Origin of the sequence: Serratia sp. 4542 (assembly GCF_016805595.1) — a bacterium.
GTDB lineage: Bacteria > Pseudomonadota > Gammaproteobacteria > Enterobacterales > Enterobacteriaceae > Serratia > Serratia nevei.
Window position 1 is genome coordinate 114385 of the sequence record NZ_RXKV01000001.1, and the last position, 18809, is coordinate 133193.

General features: G+C 57.1%; 19 protein-coding genes. 17 read left to right on the forward strand and 2 right to left on the reverse strand.

Annotation, left to right across the window (positions count from 1 at the left end):
• Positions 1-3 precede the first annotated feature (3 nt).
• From EKL15_RS00545 to EKL15_RS00585, 9 genes are all read left to right on the forward strand, one after another.
• A complete protein-coding gene (locus EKL15_RS00545) occupies positions 4-246 on the forward strand; it encodes an acyl carrier protein (protein WP_060422950.1) in 243 nt (80 codons plus the stop codon).
• 545 nt (positions 247-791) lie between these two features.
• Positions 792-1340 carry a tyrosine-type DNA invertase gene (locus EKL15_RS00550; protein ID WP_044030581.1) on the forward strand — a complete coding sequence of 183 codons (549 nt, stop codon included), beginning with the start codon at positions 792-794 and terminating at the stop codon, positions 1338-1340.
• Between the two features lie 481 nt (positions 1341-1821).
• Positions 1822-2343 carry a fimbrial protein gene (locus EKL15_RS00555; RefSeq protein WP_087763663.1) on the forward strand — a complete coding sequence of 174 codons (522 nt, stop codon included), beginning with the start codon at positions 1822-1824 and terminating at the stop codon, positions 2341-2343.
• Between the two features lie 96 nt (positions 2344-2439).
• A complete protein-coding gene (locus EKL15_RS00560) occupies positions 2440-3117 on the forward strand; it encodes a molecular chaperone (RefSeq protein ID WP_087763664.1) in 678 nt (225 codons plus the stop codon).
• 106 nt (positions 3118-3223) lie between these two features.
• Complete coding sequence (locus EKL15_RS00565) at positions 3224-5773, forward strand: fimbria/pilus outer membrane usher protein (RefSeq protein ID WP_203088656.1); 2550 nt, start codon at positions 3224-3226, stop codon at positions 5771-5773.
• Between the two features lie 7 nt (positions 5774-5780).
• Positions 5781-6842: a fimbrial protein gene (locus EKL15_RS00570; protein ID WP_203088658.1), complete on the forward strand. Its 1062-nt coding sequence runs from the start codon at positions 5781-5783 to the stop codon at positions 6840-6842.
• A 56-nt stretch (positions 6843-6898) separates the two neighbouring features.
• Complete coding sequence (locus EKL15_RS00575; RefSeq protein WP_055313676.1) at positions 6899-7426, forward strand: fimbrial protein; 528 nt, start codon at positions 6899-6901, stop codon at positions 7424-7426.
• A gap of 50 nt (positions 7427-7476) precedes the next feature.
• Positions 7477-8172, forward strand: coding sequence for a response regulator transcription factor (locus EKL15_RS00580; protein WP_100396826.1), 696 nt, complete (start codon positions 7477-7479; stop codon positions 8170-8172).
• A gap of 45 nt (positions 8173-8217) precedes the next feature.
• A complete protein-coding gene (locus tag EKL15_RS00585) occupies positions 8218-8901 on the forward strand; it encodes a response regulator transcription factor (protein ID WP_055313678.1) in 684 nt (227 codons plus the stop codon).
• 231 nt (positions 8902-9132) lie between these two features.
• On the opposite strand, the gene EKL15_RS00590 is transcribed toward EKL15_RS00585, so the two are convergent.
• Positions 9133-9684: a tyrosine-type DNA invertase gene (locus EKL15_RS00590; RefSeq protein WP_055317266.1), complete on the reverse strand. Its 552-nt coding sequence runs from the start codon at positions 9682-9684 to the stop codon at positions 9133-9135.
• Between the two features lie 376 nt (positions 9685-10060).
• Between EKL15_RS00590 and EKL15_RS00595 the strand changes: the two genes are divergently transcribed.
• Together EKL15_RS00595 and EKL15_RS00600 are read left to right on the forward strand one after the other, a co-directional pair.
• The gene (locus tag EKL15_RS00595; RefSeq protein WP_055313802.1) at positions 10061-11713 is read left to right on the forward strand and encodes a multidrug ABC transporter permease/ATP-binding protein; all 1653 of its coding nucleotides are present in this window, start codon (positions 10061-10063) and stop codon (positions 11711-11713) included.
• Between the two features lie 386 nt (positions 11714-12099).
• Entirely contained in the window at positions 12100-12213 is a 114-nt protein-coding gene (locus tag EKL15_RS00600; protein ID WP_072265486.1) for a YmiA family putative membrane protein, read from the forward strand.
• Positions 12214-12395: 182 nt separating this feature from the next.
• Here EKL15_RS00600 and EKL15_RS00605 read toward each other — a convergent pair whose 3' ends face one another.
• Positions 12396-13616, reverse strand: coding sequence for an MFS transporter (locus EKL15_RS00605; RefSeq protein ID WP_070914503.1), 1221 nt, complete (start codon positions 13614-13616; stop codon positions 12396-12398).
• 503 nt (positions 13617-14119) lie between these two features.
• Between EKL15_RS00605 and agaR the strand changes: the two genes are divergently transcribed.
• From agaR to agaF, 6 genes are read left to right on the forward strand one after another with little or no spacing between them, the layout of a single operon-like run.
• Positions 14120-14893, forward strand: a complete 774-nt coding sequence (gene agaR / locus EKL15_RS00610) for a transcriptional repressor AgaR (protein ID WP_004931804.1) — start codon at positions 14120-14122, stop codon at positions 14891-14893.
• A gap of 23 nt (positions 14894-14916) precedes the next feature.
• Positions 14917-16200, forward strand: coding sequence for a D-tagatose-bisphosphate aldolase, class II, non-catalytic subunit (locus EKL15_RS00615; protein ID WP_060422965.1), 1284 nt, complete (start codon positions 14917-14919; stop codon positions 16198-16200).
• A gap of 1 nt (position 16201) precedes the next feature.
• Entirely contained in the window at positions 16202-16678 is a 477-nt protein-coding gene (agaV, locus tag EKL15_RS00620) for a PTS N-acetylgalactosamine transporter subunit IIB (protein ID WP_019455696.1), read from the forward strand.
• Positions 16679-16692: 14 nt separating this feature from the next.
• Entirely contained in the window at positions 16693-17472 is a 780-nt protein-coding gene (agaW, locus tag EKL15_RS00625; protein ID WP_019455697.1) for a PTS N-acetylgalactosamine transporter subunit IIC, read from the forward strand.
• Positions 17462-18355 carry a PTS system mannose/fructose/sorbose family transporter subunit IID gene (locus EKL15_RS00630; RefSeq protein WP_060441338.1) on the forward strand — a complete coding sequence of 298 codons (894 nt, stop codon included), beginning with the start codon at positions 17462-17464 and terminating at the stop codon, positions 18353-18355. The genes agaW and EKL15_RS00630 overlap by 11 nt, the downstream gene beginning before the upstream one ends.
• A 10-nt stretch (positions 18356-18365) precedes the next feature.
• Complete coding sequence (agaF, locus tag EKL15_RS00635; RefSeq protein WP_100396825.1) at positions 18366-18800, forward strand: PTS galactosamine/N-acetylgalactosamine transporter subunit IIA; 435 nt, start codon at positions 18366-18368, stop codon at positions 18798-18800.
• Positions 18801-18809: the final 9 nt, after the last annotated feature.

Here is an 18809-nt window from a genome sequence, read left to right on the forward strand (position 1 = left end):
CCTATGGAAAAGTATCATCGGTTATATGAGACGATTTGCGGCATGTTGTACGAAGCCAGAGGGCTGGAGAGAACGCAGCTGTCGGCAGATATGCCGCTACAACAGCTTGGGCTGGACAGCCTGGATTATATGGAGCTGATGCTGGTGGTTCGGCGAGAATTCGGCATTACGCTCACTGCGGAAATGCTTATCGAACACCCTGAGTTGACGCTCGGTGAATTGTGCCACGTGATAATCCGTCAATAATTTCATCCCCCCAGGCGATCGCTTGTTGAGGTCAGGCCTGGGTTTTTTTCGTCTGTTGTGACTGCCATTTCATCTCTTACCCTTCCAGTTTCACTCTGTTATCGATATCCATAATTATTAATGCTTATCCGTCAGGTTAATATGAACCCGTGATGGCGGTTTTTCATTCTCATTTTGGCGGTGTTATTAATGGCGAGTGTTAATGACATGGCAATATTTTTTAGGAATATTCTTTGTTTTTCCGGTTAATTTATCAATCTTACGCCACATCGTGCCAGGCTGTGATAACGCAAGCTAAAGCAAACAGGAAGCCGTGTGGTGATAATGCCGGGAATCTGCGGAACCCATTCGCAAGAGCGACTCACAAGGGTGGTTGATGCCCGTGATAATAACGCCTGTCGCGCTGTTCGCATTCGGCAAATCCGCTATACTCCGCGCTGGATGCAGGAACCTATCCATAAGCCAGGGGCTACCCTGAGTGTCCATTGTGGTGACGTAAAAGGAAAATGACAGCCACATTTTTCCGAGCAAAGTAATGAGGTTGTATGTCTAATCGTAAACATCTGACGCCTTCCGAAGTGGAGAGACTGCTTGAGGTCACGCTGCAGGGAAAGAATCCAGAACGCGATTATTGTTTGATTTATATGTGTTTTATTCATGGGTGTCGCGCCAGCGAAATAGGGGGGTGGCGCTTATCGGATATCGATCTGGAAGGCGGTAATATCTATGTACATCGGTTGAAAAATGGCTTTTCCACCGTCCATCCGCTCTATCTGCGCGAAAGGCAATGTCTGCGGCGCTGGTTGGATAAGCGTCAACGGCACCGCTGGGCCGATCAAGAGTGGCTGTTCCTGTCCAACCGCGGTGGCCGTCTGTCGCGCCAACGTATTTACGGGTTGATTCGCCATTACAGCAAGGTGGCCAAATTGGAGGTCAACGCTCATCCACATATGCTGCGGCATGGCTGCGGATTTGCATTGGCGGACCGCGGTATCGACACCCGTTTAATTCAGGATTACCTCGGGCACCGAAATATCCAGAATACGGTGATTTATACCGCCAGCAATGCACAGCGCTTTAAGGAAATTTGGTAAGTGTGATTTAAGTTAATAACGATAAGGAGTCACTTTGAACTAAACTGAAACATACTGTAAGGACGCGTAAAAACAATGTCAATATTCCCATGCCCTCTTTCCTGCTTAAAGCTTAATTCTTTTTGAAAACAGTGTGTTGTGATTTTTTCTCGTATCCTCTACCTCCTCTTAATCTAAGCAAAATCCTAATCAAAAATCCGTGGATTTAAATCATTGAGTTTACGCCTTGGTTTTTTAGTCTGATTTAATATCACTTTGTCACTCAGCTAGTTTTAAATCCTGTTAAATGTGTTTTTATTGGTTTGAAAAACCAAAGGAGTCACTTTAGTTCAAAATGAATCGTTTGGGTGAATAAGCCCGAAGCCATTAATCAGTCTGGCTACGGCCCTTCACATTCATGGAACTAAATAAAAGGAATGACATTAAGGATATGTCGGAAATAAACCCCATGCATATTTTGCATAATTTTAAGGAAAGTAGGATGAAAAAGAATCTGTTGGCTGTAGCTGTATTGACCGCGTCCGCATTTATCCCCTCTGCATTTGCTGCTGACGGCGCGCTGAATATCACTGGCACCATTACCGATCAGTCTTGCACCGTCGATCCGGACTCCCAGAACAAGCAGGTCGCTCTGGGTAAGATTGCCAAAGACGCATTCACCCTGTCTAAAACCGCTGGCGCCAAAGCCTTCAACCTGGTGCTGAAAAACTGCCCGCAAACTGTGACCGGCGCCACCGTGCGTTTTGACGGCACTCAGGTGCAGGGGCAGTCCGGGCTGTTGCAACTGACCGGCGCTGGCACCTCTGGGGTCGCGGGCGGTATTGGCGTACAGCTGCTGGATGACGGCAGCAACGTGCTCAATATCGGCAACGATTCCCGCGTGTATGCGCTGGAAGAGAACAAAGACAACACCCTGGGCTTTGTCGCGCGCTATTTCGCTTATGACGACGTTTCCGTCGGTAGCGCCAACGCTACGGCCAACTTCACCATCGTTTATCAGTAAGGCTATGCCGTCACGGCGGCGAAACAGTTAGAAAAATGAGCCAGAGGGCGTGTTCTCTGGCTCTTGTTCATCGGTGATGGGAACGGGAAGAAAGAGATGAAAGCTGGATACTTTGCGCTGACGGCGGCGTTGTTGATGACGCTTTGGGCTCCGGTACAGGCCGGCGTGGTAGTGGGTGGGACGCGCCTCATCTATGACGGCGGTAAAAAAGAGTCTGCTCTGAATATCAACAATCCGGATGCGGTGCCTTATCTGATCCAATCCTGGGTCGATGCGCAAGAGGGCGATAGCGCGAAAGCACCTTTTATTATCACGCCGCCGCTATTTCGTTTAGACGGGGGCCAAAATAACCTGCTGCGCGTGGTACGTGCGGGCGGCAATTTACCGACGGACAGAGAGTCGCTGTATTGGCTGAATGTGAAGGCTATTCCTTCGGTGGAAAAGAAAGAGAACACGCTGCAAATTGCGATCAAGACCCGCATCAAGCTGATTTATCGCCCGCAGGGGCTCGTCGGCAATCTGGAAGAGGCGGCCGGTAAAGTGACGTGGCGGCGCAGCGGCGATCGCTTGCAGGTGACCAACCCTTCTCCCTACTACCTCACCTTTTTCAATTTGAAGCTGAATGGCCGCGCCATTACCGGCAACACCATGGTGGCGCCGCAGGCGAGCGCCAGTTTCCCGTTGCCGGCGGCAAGTGGCGCAGGTGGCAGCCTGAGCTGGCAAATCATCAACGACTATGGCGGCACCGGCCAGACCTTCACCAGCACGTTATAACCGGGCCGCGGTGCGTGTTTTTTTGCTCTGGGATAACGCTGGAGCAGGCGTTCGGCTTACCTGATTCTTCGTCGGGCCGAGCCAATCGGGACAGGGAGTTAAAAGGATGAATAACCCGAATTGCATTGGTTTACCAGGGGCGCGATCGGTTCTGGCCGGCCTGATATCTTGCCAAATGGCGCTGCTGAGCTCGATCGGCACGGCTCATGCGCGCGATTATTTCAACCCGGCGCTGCTGGAAATTGATAATCCGGCGCTGCGCGGCGCCGATCTCTCGGTGTTTGAGGAGAACAGCAGCCAGGCGCCCGGGAACTACCGGGTCGATCTTTACCTTAACGGCGAACAGATCGACAGCCTTGACGTCGAGTTTCGGCTTATGCCGGGAGCCGACGGGAAGCAAGCGCTGCAGCCTTGTTTCAGCACGGAAAAATTGGCGGAACTGGGCGTGAGGGTGGCCATGTTTCCGGCGATGGTGCCCGGGGATAGCTGCGTCAACCTGGCACAGACCATTCCACAGGCCTCTGCGGTATTCCTGTTCAATCAGCTGAGGCTGAATTTGAGCATCCCGCAAGCGGCACTGCGCTTGAATGCGCGCGACTACGTTTCCCCGGATAAATGGGACTCCGGCATACCGGCGCTGTTGGTCAATTACAACTTCAGCGGCGCCAATAACCAGATGCGCGACAGCGAACAGCAAAACAACAATAACTATTACCTCAATCTGCGCTCGGGCATCAACTGGGGCGCCTGGCGCCTGCGTAACTATTCGATCTGGAACCATTACACCGGCGGTTCTTCTTCCTGGCGCTCAATCAACACCTACCTGCAGCGCGATATCGTTGCGTTGCAAAGCCGCCTGACCCTGGGGGACAGCACAACGCCCAGCGATGTGTTCGATAGCGTGCAGTTCCGTGGGGGGCAATTGGCCTCTGAGGACGACATCCTGCCGGACAGCATGAAAGGGTACTCGCCGGTGGTGCGCGGGATCGCGCGTACTAATGCGCAAATCGTAATCCGGCAAAACGGCTATGTGATTTATCAAAGCTATGTGCCGCCGGGGGCATTTGAAATTACCGATCTGTATCCCACGGGCGGCAGCGGCGACCTGAATGTGAACGTGCGTGAGGCTGACGGCCAGGAGCAGCATTTTGTGGTGCCGTACGCCGTGGTGCCGGTATTGCAGCGCGAAGGGCATTTTAAATACAGCCTGACCAGCGGGAAATACCGTTCATACGGCGGTGGCGTTGATGAACGCCCGTTCAGCCAGGCGACCGGGATCTACGGTCTTCCGTGGGGGGCCACGCTGTATGGCGGCGTGCAGGCGGCCAGTAAGTATCAGTCCCTGGCGCTGGGTTGGGGGCAGAACCTGGGGGCGGTGGGCGCGCTGTCTGCCGATGTCACTCAGGCCTGGACCAAGCAGGAAACCCGGCCGAAGGAACAGGGGCAGTCATGGCGTTTGCGTTACGGCAAGAACTTCATTGAAACCGGCACCAACTTTAGTCTGGCCAGCTACCGCTATTCCACGCGCGGTTTTTATAACCTGCAAGAGGCGCTGGAGAGCTACGGCGGCAACAGCGCTATCTATAACGATCACAAGAAGAGTCGCGCCGAGCTGACGATGAGCCAAAGCCTGTGGGAGCAGGGGGGAACGTTGTCGCTCAGCTTGTTTAACGAAGACTACTGGGACGATAACCGCCGTTCGCAGTCTGTCAGCCTCAGCTACAACAACAGCTGGGAGGCCGTCAGTTACGGGCTGAATTACACCTTCAACCAGAACGGCTACGACAGTAACGGCAATCGCAGCAGTATTCGTGACCATATCGTAGCGTTCAACGTCAGCGTACCGCTCAGCAAATGGCTGCCGGGCAGCTATGCCACCTACAGCATGAACGCCAGCCGCAATGGCGCTACCAGCAATAACCTTGGGTTGAGCGGTACCGCCTTGCCGGGCAATAACCTCAACTACAGCATCAACCAGGGCTATACCGGCAGGGGCGTGGGGGCGAACGGCAATATTCAGGCGGACTACAAAGGCGCCCTCGCCGAGTGGAACCTGGGGTATGGCTACGATCGCCATCGCCGGCAGGTGAACTACGGCGTACAGGGGGGCGTTCTGGTGCACCAAAACGGCGTCACGCTGTCGCAGCCGCTGGGCGATACGGTGGCGTTGGTGCAGGCGCCCGGCGCGTCAGGGGTGGATGTCCTGAACCAAACCGGGGTGAGCACCGATTGGCGCGGCTATGCGGTCGTGCCTTACCTGACGCCTTACCGGCGCAATATCGTCGGATTGGACGGTGAATCTTTTGCTGAAGATGTCGACATGACGCTGAGCAGCCAAACGGTGATCCCAACCCGCGGCGCCGTGGTGCGTGCCCGCTTCAATCCGGACGTCGGTGCCCGCGTGTTGCTGACCTTGCTGACGCGCAGCGGTGACCCGGTGCCGTTCGGCGCCACCGTCAGCAATCTCAACAGCCCCTCTGACAATGCCGGCATCGTCGGCGACGGTGGCCAGGTTTATCTGGCCGGCCTGGCGGAGAGTGGGCAGCTGCGGGTGAAGTGGGGCAATGACGCGGCTCAGCAATGTCAGGTCAACTATCAATTGGCTAATCAGCTCGAGAGCGGTGGGATTCGTCTCGTTAACGGGCAGTGTTTATAAGGTACATATGATGGCGACAGGAATATCGATTCAACGAGGGATCATCGTCGGCGGGCTATTGGCGTGCGCAACGTTCAGCGCACCACAAGTACAGGCGGCTTTCGGGCAGTGTGCTCCTATTTCGGGGACTCATGGGTTTTCATTCCTCTTTTCCCCGGTTTTAACCGACCCGTCGCAAAACGTGGTGGGGCGGATTATTAAGAATGCTGACGGCGGCAACTGGAATTTGCCCGGTTCTTATCGGGTGAAGTGCGAATGCCAGACGCGTACGGCGTCTTATGTCACCGCCAAAATGCTGCTGAGCGAGCCGGTATTCAGCAGCGGGGGGTTAACGTATTACGCGTTGAATGAATACCTGGGGGTCGCGAGCGAAGTTTTCGTGGCGGGATATCGCAATGAGTTTATTGCCGCACCGTTCACCAATGAGTCTAACTTTAAGACCGATATGGATGGCGATGACGAATCCTGTGCCAGCACGCCCTACAACAGCGGCGCTCGCGGGCGAATTCATCTGTATTTCCGCCGCCCTTTCGTTGGCGTGACCACAATCCCCAGCACCCGCCTGGTGGACACCTATGTCTCGGTGGCGAGTGGCGTGAAAAGCGATGTGCCGGTCTCCACGATATCAATGAGTGGCACCGTCACCGTGCCGCAGAGTTGTGTTATCGATCCGCAAGTGGTTACGGTCAATTTTGGCGACATCCTGACCTCGAATATCCAAACCAAGGGCGCGATGCCGCCCCGTTTTACTCCAGAAGAGAGAACGCTGACGCTGGCCTGTCGCAATATTTCCGCCGGCGTCAAGGTCAGCCTGTCATTCCGCGGCGAGGCTGACGGCAGCATGCCTGAGGCGCTGAAAACCAGCAATCGCGACATTGGCGTGATGATTAAGGATATGCAGGGCAATGTGATTCGGCCTCAGAGCGGGCGCTTGCCAATCGATAACTTCCAATATCCCAATCAGAGTGGCAGTTCACGGATCAGCATCTATCCGATCAACACCACCGGCCAGTTCCCTGCCGTCGGGCAGTTCAATGCTACGGCGACCATTCAGGCAGAAATTCAATAAACGGATATTTCAACGGTAGCGGGCCGTGCCCGGCGTTTAACGAGAAGGAATAAAGTATGGGGAAGGTTATTAGCGGTATCAGCTGCAAATTGGCGCTGGCTGGCCTGTTGCTCTTGGCCATGCCGACAGCGCAAGCCACATCAAAACTCGTCATTACCGGCAACATCAAAGCGGCGCCCTGCGAAATCGACGGCGCAAACGGCTCGATTTCGGTCAATCTGGGGGATGACATTTCCGCCGCCGTCCTGGCGACCTCCGGGGCCTCCAGCCCTTGGGTGGAGTTCCCTTTGACGCTAAAAAACTGTCCGAGTACCACCACGTCGGTTGTCGCGACCTTCAGCGGGACGGCCGCTGAGGAAAGCACCAGCTTATATAAAAGCACCGGCGGTTCTCGTCGGGTCCAAATTGAATTGCAAAACAACCAGGGAGCGAACTTGGGCAATGGCAAGAGCATGACCCAGTCAGTTAATCAGGCGACGCATGAAGCCAAATTCAATTTGCGGGCGCGGGCATACAGCACCAATGGCGGTTCTACGCCTGGCTCGATAGAGGGTGTCCTGCAGGTCACTTTTGTCTATCAGTAGACAAAAGACCGTCCTAAGTGGAATGCTAACGACAGATTTAAGGTGATGATATGAATAGTAATTATCCATCAAGAACGACTTTGGCGGCCGGTAAGGCAACGACGGGGGCCGTGGCCATCATGGAGCCCTGCCTCATCACTGCGTTGGGGATGAGAAATCGCTTGATTGAGTCCTGCGGCCTGCAGCCCGACAACGTTCGGCAGGTGACGAACCTGGTGGCATTGAGAACCTTATTCACTCAGCATGTGCACCGCTTATTGGTGATGGATTTGTGCGGTAAATCAGAGTCGGTATTGGACGGTTTCCGGTTGATCGCTGAAGTCCGCGAAAACTCGCCGGACACCGCGATAGTCATTTGCACGGCGCTGGATGAACCCAGACTGCTGCGGCAACTGATCGCCTCCGGCATCAGCGGCCTGATGTTGAAGCAGGAGCCGGCCATTGCGTTGACTCACTGCGTCCAACAGGTTTTGACGGGCTGCAGCAGTTTCAGCCATCGGGTGCGTCAACGTCAGTTGCATGAAGCGACGGCTGACAAGCCCCTGACGGCGAAGGAGTTGGATGTGCTGACCCAGCTGTTTTCCGGTAAAAGCGTAACCAACGTGGCGTTAACGATGTGCCGTGATATACGCACCGTCAGTACCCATAAACGCAATGCGATGTTGAAGTTGGGATTTCACAGCGATGGGGAATTGTACCTTCAGGGGAAATGGATGGCTGCGCAAGGTTCATCCTTTGTTCGCTAGGCATGCGCGAAATGCCTTTCGGCTAAGCAAGCACAGGAGCAGATTATGCATTTATGGCGTCAGCAACCGCTGAACATAGCGATAATGGACAGATGTCCATTAACGTTGGAAGGGTTGGCGAGTTTTTTAAAAACGCTGCCAACCCAGGCAAAAGTCGTCGTAAAGGAAACCAGCGTCCGCGCGGTGGCGGACAGCGTGGTCTATCAGCAGGCCGACGTGCTGATTACCGAAATGGACGGCGAAGATGAGACCGTGGCTCAGGGCAGAGAAACATTGCTGGCTCTGAGCACGCAGCTGCCCGACTTGCGGGTAATCGTCTATACCTGCTGCCAGAATGCAGAAGAGTTAGGGCGCCTGTTGAACCAGCCTAATGTCAGCATCGTTGCCAGAGATGACGCTTTGCCGCTGGTGGCGGAGTTTTTTAATCGCGTGTTGCTGGGGGAACGTGTGTTGAGTCCGCAGATTGGGGCTTTTCTGGCGCCTTCCGTGAGTGGAGAGGAGGTTAGCACGCGAAAGTTGACCCGCTGTGAGAGCGACGTTTTGGCCTTTTTGTTTAACGGTATGAGCCTGCGGCAAATCGCCGAGTTGCAACGCCGCAGCATCAAGACGATCAGCGCGCATAAATGCAGCGCCATGCGTAAACTGCAGGTAAAGAATGACAGCGAACTGTTTTCTTTGCACGGCAATATTACGCGGCAATTGGGGGGGAAATGGTCAAAGGGGACCTAGCCTTTAATGAAAGGGTATGGCGTTATGATTTATCGGCAGGTTTACCGCTAGCATAACCAGTGCGGCGTGCCCCTGGGCGCTGAGGCATGAAAAGCAGCTCGGCGTTAAAGTCGTGCTGGAGTAGGCCGTTAATGACGTGCCGGGCTGCATCTTCCCATCTGATGTTTGTACCAAACTCGATGCGCTGTTTAGCAAAGGACGAGGTCCCGCGTAGTTATTCTCATTGTGAGATTAAATGCTGATTGCGCGGAATCGTTCTACGTTGGTCGCGGTGTAGATCACCGTATTCTGGATATTTTTGTGTCCTAAATAATCTTGAATCAAACGCGTATCGATCCCCTTATCCGCAAGGGCGTAGCCGCAGGAGTGTCGCAACATGTGAGGATGGACCTGAACGCTAATACCGGCCATTTCGCCATACATTCTCATTAATCGATACAGCTGCTGACGTGATATTTGTCCGCCGTGGCGCGACAGGAATAACCATGGAGCTTCTGCGTCAGGATAGCTCGTCCGCTGGGCCAACCAATGTAACAGCGCCTGCCGTTCTCGCGGTTGGATCGGATGCTGAACGGAAAACCCGTTTTTCAGCCGGGATATATGGATCCGATTGGAGGTAAGATCAATATCCTCCAGGCGTAAAGCACGCAGTTCGCTAACCCGCAAACCGTGAATAAAGCACATTAATAGTAGACAACGATCTCGAATGCTATTTTTCCCCTCATGCACGGCAGCAATCAGCTGCTCAATTTCAACCTGACTGAGAAATTTCCTTTTTTTCATTTTTCTTTCCTGCGTCTTTGATGTTGGCGATTTCTATCATGAAGTTTTATTAAAGCATTGGAGCATAATGGGCGGCAAAGGAAATAAATAATTTCATTTTTTAATAGATGGTTTTTTTATCTTTTCTATTTTTTCATTTTTCAAGTGAATATATTTTGTATTTTATATGGTTATTTAATTTGTTTCATGAGGCTATTTAATTAGCGAATATTTAGCATCTCTGTAAGAGCCCCATGGAGAGTTTTCATCCGTCAGACAGCCATGAGATACCCTCTCTCTCTGATCGGTGCTTGATAAATTGTGATGAGAATTCGTCTTGATCTCATTCTCACGCCGCTTACAATGCCTGCCAGATCGCGACTTCAGAGGTTTTTTCATGGAACTGCTACGGGTGGTTTATCACCAGTACCGTTGGCCATTTCTGGCTGTCATGGCGCTGACCCTGGCCAGCGCCGGTTTAGGCATCGGTATCATTGCATTTATCAATCAATACCTGATGGAGGCCGGCGGCAATGCATTGGCCGTGCTGCCGATGTTTCTCGCCCTGCTGGCATTGCTGATGGCGGTCACGCTGGGCTCGCAATTGGCGCTGACGACATTGGGCCATTACTTCGTCTATCGCCTGCGTGGGCAGCTGGTGAAGCGCATTTTGGATACCGATATTGAACGCCTTGAACAATTGGGTAGCGCCTCATTGTTGGCCAGCCTGTCCAGCGATATCCGCAATATTACCGTCGCCTTCGTGCGCTTGCCTGAGCTGGTTCAAGGGGTGATTTTAACCCTGGGGGCGGCGGCCTATCTGGGGTGGCTATCACCGAAAATGCTGGCGGTCACGGCAGTCTGGGTGGCAGTGACCGTCGTGGGCAGCGGCTGCCTGGTGTCACGGGTTTATCGTCATATGGCCAGTTTGCGTGAGTCTGAAGAGCGTCTCTATCATCGTTATGAGTCGGTGATTGACGGTCGTAAGGAGCTGACGTTGAACCGCAAGCGGGCGCAGGCGCTGTACGAACAGGCCTATCAGCCCGATGCGCAAGCTTATCGCTACCATATCATTCGCGCCGACACCTTCCATTTGAGCGCGCTCAACTGGTCAAATATCATGATGTTGGGCGCGATTGGGCTGGTGTTCTTTATGGCCAACAGTCTGGGATGGGCGGACTCGGCGGTGGCCGCCACCTATTCACTGACGCTGCTGTTCTTGCGCACGCCATTACTGCAGGCGGTCGGGGCGTTTCCGACGCTGGTCAGCGCCGAAGTGGCCTTTAACAAGCTGAAGACGCTGCGCCTGGCCGAGTATCAAGCGGCGTTTCCTGCCGCCGTTGGCCGTTCCTGGCAGACGCTGGAGCTACGCGACGTGGTTTTTCACTATGCGGATACCGAACAGCAGCCCGGTTTTGCCGTCGGGCCGCTCAATCTGACGCTGCGCCGTGGTGAGTTGGTCTTTCTGATCGGCGGCAACGGCAGCGGCAAGTCAACGCTGGCGATGTTGTTGACCGGGTTGTACCAACCGGTGAGCGGGCACATCGTTCTGGATGGCGTCGCACAGACCGCGGCGGATATGCCGGACTACCGTCGGCTGTTTTCGGCGATTTTCACCGATTTTCATCAGTTCGATCGCTTGCAGGGGCCGGAAGGTGGTGAACCCGATGCGGAATTGGTCGCCGGCTGGCTCGAGCGGTTGAATATGAAAAGCAAACTGCAGTTCGACGGCACCAGGGTGACCAACCCGCAGCTGTCGCAGGGGCAGCGTAAACGCCTGGCTCTGTTGTTGGCGGTGGCAGAGCAGCGCGATATTCTGCTGTTGGATGAATGGGCCGCAGATCAGGATCCGCAGTTCCGGCGGATTTTCTATCGCGAGCTGTTGCCTGAATTGCGTGCGCTGGGCAAAACGGTGTTTGCCATCAGCCATGACGATCACTACTTTGAACACGCCGATCGGCTGCTTGAGATGCGCTCAGGCCATTTACGCGAGTTGACCGGCATTGAGCGTGAACACGCCAGCCGGGATTCCGTCAGTAGAATCGGTTAACTCACGCCGGCCCGGGCGAGACTAAAACGGGCCGGTGCTCCCCCGCAGGATTTCAGTACGTCGCTTCATTTTCTCTCCCCCCTTCAGCGCGGTCTGTTGCCGATTTGCCTTATGACCAGTCAAATAATTGACTGCTGAATTATTTACCAGTGGTTTAATTTTGACCTCTCAAGGTGTGGCACACTGCACATTCGTTCGCCTATCAATACAAGTTAACGGCTGCCGATAACAAGGGTATCCACGGTGCCGTCCTTACTGAGGCTGCAGTGCAGGTCTATGGGTAGCAGCAGTTTTTTAAAATGCCATAGGAAAAAACGACTTTATCGATCGTTAAAATAGATCAATAATCTAAATTTGAATGGTTTAATCTATTGGTTGAGGGCGCTGTGGTGAGCAAGGATGGATCAGATATCAAACGTAAAGCATGGCTGTGCGTATTTATCGGGAGTGGGCTGTTTTGGCTACTCATCGGCGCCGTGATTTATTGGTTACTGAATTAAGTAGGTTAAGCAGGAAGGCGACTTGTGAACAAAAAGCAGGCTAAAAACCGTGAGGGCGCACAGCGTCGTGCGCAGTCCAAAATTCCGCCTTCGTGGGTGTTGAGCGATGAGCAACGCGCCTTCATTGAAGACTTGTGGCAGGATAGCGCGCCTGAGCCGGCACGGCCCATCGCCCAACGGCGCTAGCTGATCACGCGGCTGCGGCCGGCCAGCGCGCCGAACAGCATTTGCAAAACGGTCAGGCACAGCAGGACGATCAGCGGCAAACGCCAGCCATCCGTCAGATCGTGCAGCAGGCCGAACAACGTGGGCCCCAGCGCCGCCAACAAATAGCCGACGGATTGCGCCATACCCGACAGCAGCGTCGCCTGATGATGATGCTGACTGCGTAAGCCAAAAAACGACAGTGCCAGCACCAGCGAACTCCCCGCCCCCAATCCGGCAAACGTCAGCCACACCAGTGAACTGGCGGGTTGCACCAATAATCCTCCGACGCCGATAAAGATCAGCAGGGAACTGCCCAGCGCGATTGCCCGCTGATCGCGCGCCCGCGGCAAAATCACCACCATGACAAAGTTGGCGACGATCGCGACCACCTGGTAAACGAACAGCTCGAATCCTGCCTGCTGGGCGGAAGTGCCGTGGCTGGCGGCAAAGGCGCTGAACCAACCGATGATGGTGTAGAAGGCGATCGATTGCAGCCCCATGAACATCGCCACTTGCCAGCCCAGCGCGCTGCCCCAGGGAGAACGATAGCGCTGTGGCTCCGTCGGCTGCGGTTCTTTGGTGGCGGGAGTGGCCGAGCGCCGTAGCTGCGGCAGCCACACCAGCAGCGCCAGCAAGGCGGGCAAACCCCAGCACAGCAAAGAGAACCGCCAGCCGAGGTCGGCCAGGGCAGCCAGCGGCACCGCCAGACCGGAGGCGATGGCAGCAACCAGTGACATCACCGCCGCATAGGCGGCGATCATCGCGGCGGCCCGATGCGGGAAATCTCTTTTCACCAGCGTCGGCAGCACCACGTTGGCGAAGGCAATGGCGGCGCCGATCAGGATGCTGCCCGGCCAGAGCATGGCGTCTTGCGGCAGGGAACGTAGCGCGATGCCGCAGACCAGCAGCGCGAGGGCGAGGCCCAGGGTGCGCTCGATGCCGATGCGTTTCGCCAGCGCCGGAGTCAATGGCGAGAGAACGGCGAACAGGATCAGCGGCAACGAGTTGATCAGGCCGGCGGCGGTGGCGGACAACGCCAGCTGTTGCTGGATCTGCTCCAACAGTGGGCCGACGCTGGTCAGGGCGGCGCGCAGGTTGGCCGCGATCAGCATAATGCCGACGATCAGCAGGACAGGGCGGTGTAAACGGCGACGCGGGGTCGCGGTGGACGTTGGGGATGAAGCGGGTTGCGGCATGGGTTCCTCGCACCAGGGCATGCAGTCAATCAGTACTGCATGGCGTGATGCGTTGATTGACGTTAACGCTTACGTACCGACAAATTGGCGGTATCCGATCGCAAGTGTAGGGAAGATGGCTCACGCTGACAAGGGGACGGGCCGGCGGGATGATGGCGGTTAACCCCTGCCGGCCGCAGGATAATTGCCATTATGTGATCCTGGTCACTGAGTGAACTAAAAGTCATGGCGCGGGGCGCGCCATGCGCCGCTTTCGCTTTCCTCACCGCCGGCTCCGTGGCCCCCCGGCGTTCGCGCCCGTCATGGCATTTCACTTTTCCCCCTTTCCGCTTTTTGGCTTTTCGATCCGTTTCGATTCGAAAGGTTTTTTGGCGGTTTTTTTGCTAAAACGGGGCTGTAAGCCCGATCACAATTTCATTGCTTTCGCTTTGCTGTAATGCCAGCGCAGTAGAGCGAAAGCCATCTTCTCCCCGGCGATGCCGGAAACCTGAGGACCGCAGCTCATGCCAGTGAATACCGCAAAGCGACGTGAACACATCATCGATCTGTTATGCGAGCACGGCAGCGTGCGCGTGGAGCAGCTCAGCAAACAGTTTGCGGTATCCACGGTGACGATCCGCAACGATCTGCGCTTTCTGGAACGAAAAGGGTGTGCGCTGCGCGCTTACGGCGGCGCGATGCTCAATCAGCAATTCGCTTTCGATCGGCCGCTGCGGGACAAAGGGCGGTTGAATCGCGACGTCAAAACGCTGATCGCCAACGCGGCGGCCGGCTATGTGCGCGATGGCGATGCGCTGATCCTCGATTCCGGTTCCACCACCGCGCAGATCGTGCCGTTCCTGAAGGGGCGGCGCGATCTGGTGGTGATGACCAATGCGCTGAACATTGCCTACGAGCTTTCGGGAAACGACGGGGTAGAGGTCATGGTGCTTGGGGGCAGCGTGCGTCGCAACTCTTACTCGCTCTACGGTCCGGCTGCCGAGCAGCAATTGCGTCAGTACCGCTTCGACAAGCTGTTTTTGGGCGTCGACGGGTTCGATCTGAGCGCCGGCATCACCACGCCTCACCCCGGTGAGGCGCACCTCAATCGCGTAATGTGCGAGGTGGCGCGCGAGATTATCGCGGTGGCGGATGCCAGCAAATTCGGTCGCAAGAGCTTTTGCATGATTCGCGAAGCCGGACAAATCCATCGGCTGATCACCGACAGCCGTCTTCCGGACGATTACGAGCGGGCGTTAACCGAGCTGGGCGTGGAGGTCATCATCGCCGATCGGTAGCAGGGCGCCTGCATGGGGACTTCATGCAGCAGTTGTTACAGCTTGTCGAGCAGCACAAGGCCGGTATGCCGGTCGGGATCTTTTCCGTCTGTTCCGCCCATCCCTGGGTTCTGAAGGCCGCGCTGCGGCAGGCCAAAGCGCGCGGCACGCCGGTATTGGTAGAGGCGACGTCCAACCAGGTCAATCAGTTCGGCGGCTATACCGGCCAAACGGCGGCCCAGTTCCGCGATGCGCTGTGGCGCCTGGCGGATGAGGTTGGCCTGGCGCGCGAGAGAGTGTGGCTGGGCGGCGATCATCTGGGGCCCAACGCCTGGCAAGATCGCCCGGCTCAGGAGGCGATGGCGCTGGCGGAAACCTTGATCGACGATTACGTTCGCGCCGGATTTCGCAAAATTCACCTCGATTGTTCCATGTCGTGCGCCGGCGATCCCTCGCCCCTGGGGGATGCCACGGTCGCCGAGCGTGCGGCGCGCCTGTGCGCGGTGGCGGAGCGGGCCTGGGCGCAGAGCGGCGGCGAAGCGCCGGTTTATGTGATCGGCACCGAAGTGCCGGTGCCGGGCGGCGCGCAGGAGGCGCTGGCGGGTCTGCAGGTCACCACGCCGCAGGCGGTGGCGCAAACGCTGGAAACGCACCGCATCGCCTGGCAAAAAGCCGAGCTGAACGATGCCTGGCAGCGAACTATCGCGCTGGTGGTACAGCCGGGCGTCGAGTTCGATCACCACAGCGTTGAGCATTACCAACCGCAGCGCGCCGACGCATTGAGCCATTTCATCGAACGGCAGCCGGGCATGATCTATGAAGCGCACTCTACGGACTACCAACCACCGCAGGCCTACCGCCAACTGGTGCGCGATCACTTCGCCATCCTGAAGGTGGGGCCGGCGCTGACCTTCGCGCTGCGCGAAGCGCTGTTCGCCCTCGATCGCATCGAGCGTGAATGGCTGGGGGAACGCCAGTCGGCGCAGCTGTGCGCCACGCTGGAGCAGGTGATGCGCGAGCAGCCGCAGCAGTGGAGCCGCTACTACCACGGCACGCCGCACCAGCAGTATCTCGATCGCCACTACAGCCTGAGCGATCGGGTGCGTTACTACTGGCCGCAGCCGCAGGTGCAGCAGGCGGTCGACGGTTTGCTGGACAACCTGCGCCGCAGCCCGGCGCCGCTGGCGCTGCTCAGCCAGTACCTGCCGGATCAGGCGCGGGCGATGAACGCCGGCGAATTGAGCGCCGATCCGCAGGAGTGGGTGCTGCATAAAGTGACGCAGGTGCTCGACGATTATCACGCCGCCTGCTACCCGGAGGGCCGCTAGCATGCCGAACATTTTAATGACCCGTATCGACAATCGCCTGGTGCACGGCCAGGTAGGCGTGACCTGGACCAACACCCTCGGCGCCAACCTGGTGGTGGTGGCCAACGACGAGGCGGCCGCCGATCCGGTGCAGCAGAACCTGATGGACATGGTGGTGGCGGAAGGGGTGCAGACCCGCTACTTCACGTTGCAGAAAACCATCGACGTGATCCACAAGGCGGCGGATCGGCAGAAGATTTTTCTGGTGTGCAAAACGCCGCAGGACGTGTTGACGCTGGTGCGCGGCGGGGTGCCGATCCGGTTCGTCAACGTCGGCAATATGCACTTCGCCGAGGGGAAGCGGCAGGTGCACAAAACGGTGTCGCTGGACGACGGCGACGTGGCCGCGTTTCGCGCGCTGGCGGCGCTGGGCGTGGAGTGCGAAGTGCGCCGGGTGCCGGATGAGGCGGGCGAGGCGATCGGCAAACTGCTCTTTTGAGCCAGGGGGAAAGCATGTTGACGGATGCGTTATTGATTGCGCTGTTGGCCGGGCTGGCGGGGGTTGACCTGTTCGACGGCCTGACCCACTTCCACCGGCCGGTGGTGATGGGGCCGCTGGTGGGGCTGATTTTGGGCGATGTCTACACCGGGTTGCTGGTGGGCGGCACGTTGGAGTTGGTGTGGATGGGGATGGTGCCGCTGGCGGGCGCCCAACCGCCTAACGTGGTGATTGGCGGGGTGATCGGCACCGCGTTCGCCATTCTGACCAAGGCCGACCCGAAAGTGGCGATCGGCGTGGCGGTACCGTTCTCGATTGCGGTGCAGGGCTGCATTACGCTGCTGTTTACGCTGTTCTCGCCGATGATGCACCGCTGCGATCGCATGGTGAAGGAGCTGAACTGGCGCGGCATCGAACGGGTGAACTATCTCGGCATCAGCATCCTGTTCATCTTCTATTTCGTGGTGGCATTCCTGCCGATTTACTTCGGCGCCGATGCGGCCAGCGCCATGGTGCAGAAGGCGCCAGGCTGGCTGCTGGACGGGTTGGCGGTGGCGGGCGGCATGATGCCGGCGATCGGCTTCTCGCTGCTGATGAAGGTGATGATGAAAAAAACCTACGTGGCCTATTTTATCCTTGGCTTCATCTCGGTCACGTTCCTCAAGCTGCCGATCCTGGCGGTGGCGCTGGGTGCCCTGGCGATCGCCCTGATCGACTTCTTCAACACGCAACGCGGCGCGGCAGAGGCGACGGCCCGGCCCGCTCCGCAGGAGGACGCCGAAGATGGCATTTAACGATTCCGACGATCTGCTGGCGCAAAAGGCCGAGCAACGCATGGCGCAGGCGCTGGCCACCAGCCAGGTGGAGCAGGACGACTACCTGGATAACCAACCCGCCGAAGCGCTGACGCGCGGCGACATCAACCGCATGGCCTGGCGTTCGCTGCTGCTGCAGGCGTCGTTCAACTATGAACGCATGCAGGCCGGCGGCTGGCTGTATCAGCTGATCCCCGGGCTGCGCAAGATCCACCGCAACCCGCAGGATCTGGCCAACTCGATGAAGATGCACATGGAATTTATCAACGTGCACCCGTTCGACGTCACCTTCCTGTCCGGCCTGGTGCTGGCGATGGAACAGAACAAGGAGAAGATCTCCACCATTCGCGCGGTGAAAGTGGCGCTGATGGGGCCGCTCGGCGGCATCGGCGACGCGCTGTTTTGGCTGACGCTGCTGCCAATTTGCGCCGGGATAGGCGCTTCGCTGGCGCTGGAGGGCAGCCTGTTCGGGCCGATCGTCTTCCTGCTGCTGTTCAACCTGTTCCACTTCGGCCTGCGCTTTGGGCTGGCGCACTACGGCTATCAGGCCGGCACCAGCGCGCTGGCGCTGTTGAAGACCCACACCCGGCGCATTTCTCACGCCGCGTCGATCGTCGGCATGACGGTGATCGGCGCACTGGTGGCCTCGTATGTGCACCTGTCCACGCCGCTGGTCATGCATGCCGGCAAGGCCAGCGTGGCGCTGCAGACAGACGTGTTGGACAAGTTGATGCCCAACCTGTTGCCGCTGTGCTTCACGCTGCTCATTTTCTTCCTGATGAAGCGCGGCTTCTCGCCGGTGAAGCTGATTGGCGTCACCGTAGCGATCGGCGTAGCGGGCAAATTTATCGGCATTTTGTGAGGAGTGGGGTATGCCAGGCATTGTGATTACCGGCCACGGCGGCTTCGCCACCGGGCTGTTGCAGGCGGTGGAGCAGGTGGTGGGGCCGCAGCCGCACTGCGCGGCGGTCGATTTCCCTGAACAGATGAGCACCGCGCAGCTCAACGACGCCTTGCGCTCGGCGCTGGCGGCGGTGGCGCAGCCGGACGGCGTGGTGTTTCTCACCGACATGCTCGGCGGCTCGCCGTTCCGCTGCGCCTGCGAACTGGCGGATGCGCAGGGCGATTGCGAAGTGCTGACCGGCGTCAATATGCAGCTGGCGGCGGAAATGATGCTGGAGCGCGACGGGTTGAGCCTGGATGAGTTTCGCGAGGTGGCGCTGGCGTGCGGCAAACGCGGCCTGACGAGCCTGTGGCATGAGCGCCGCCGGGTGAAATGCGAAGACGTGCAAACCGACGGCATCTGAACGAACGCC

Coding starts and splice junctions, on each gene's coding strand:
- EKL15_RS00550 (WP_044030581.1), top strand. CDS start 792: ATGTCTAATCGTAAACATCTGACGCCTTCCGAAGTGGAGAGACTGCTT.
- agaV (WP_019455696.1), top strand. CDS start 16,202: ATGCCGAACATTTTAATGACCCGTATCGACAATCGCCTGGTGCACGGC.
- agaW (WP_019455697.1), top strand. CDS start 16,693: ATGTTGACGGATGCGTTATTGATTGCGCTGTTGGCCGGGCTGGCGGGG.
- EKL15_RS00585 (WP_055313678.1), top strand. CDS start 8,218: ATGCATTTATGGCGTCAGCAACCGCTGAACATAGCGATAATGGACAGA.
- EKL15_RS00630 (WP_060441338.1), top strand. CDS start 17,462: ATGGCATTTAACGATTCCGACGATCTGCTGGCGCAAAAGGCCGAGCAA.
- EKL15_RS00555 (WP_087763663.1), top strand. CDS start 1,822: ATGAAAAAGAATCTGTTGGCTGTAGCTGTATTGACCGCGTCCGCATTT.
- EKL15_RS00570 (WP_203088658.1), top strand. CDS start 5,781: ATGATGGCGACAGGAATATCGATTCAACGAGGGATCATCGTCGGCGGG.
- agaR (WP_004931804.1), top strand. CDS start 14,120: ATGCCAGTGAATACCGCAAAGCGACGTGAACACATCATCGATCTGTTA.
- EKL15_RS00545 (WP_060422950.1), top strand. CDS start 4: ATGGAAAAGTATCATCGGTTATATGAGACGATTTGCGGCATGTTGTAC.
- EKL15_RS00580 (WP_100396826.1), top strand. CDS start 7,477: ATGAATAGTAATTATCCATCAAGAACGACTTTGGCGGCCGGTAAGGCA.
- EKL15_RS00615 (WP_060422965.1), top strand. CDS start 14,917: ATGCAGCAGTTGTTACAGCTTGTCGAGCAGCACAAGGCCGGTATGCCG.
- EKL15_RS00605 (WP_070914503.1), bottom strand. CDS start 13,616: ATGCCGCAACCCGCTTCATCCCCAACGTCCACCGCGACCCCGCGTCGC.
- EKL15_RS00565 (WP_203088656.1), top strand. CDS start 3,224: ATGAATAACCCGAATTGCATTGGTTTACCAGGGGCGCGATCGGTTCTG.
- EKL15_RS00590 (WP_055317266.1), bottom strand. CDS start 9,684: ATGAAAAAAAGGAAATTTCTCAGTCAGGTTGAAATTGAGCAGCTGATT.
- agaF (WP_100396825.1), top strand. CDS start 18,366: ATGCCAGGCATTGTGATTACCGGCCACGGCGGCTTCGCCACCGGGCTG.
- EKL15_RS00595 (WP_055313802.1), top strand. CDS start 10,061: ATGGAACTGCTACGGGTGGTTTATCACCAGTACCGTTGGCCATTTCTG.
- EKL15_RS00575 (WP_055313676.1), top strand. CDS start 6,899: ATGGGGAAGGTTATTAGCGGTATCAGCTGCAAATTGGCGCTGGCTGGC.
- EKL15_RS00560 (WP_087763664.1), top strand. CDS start 2,440: ATGAAAGCTGGATACTTTGCGCTGACGGCGGCGTTGTTGATGACGCTT.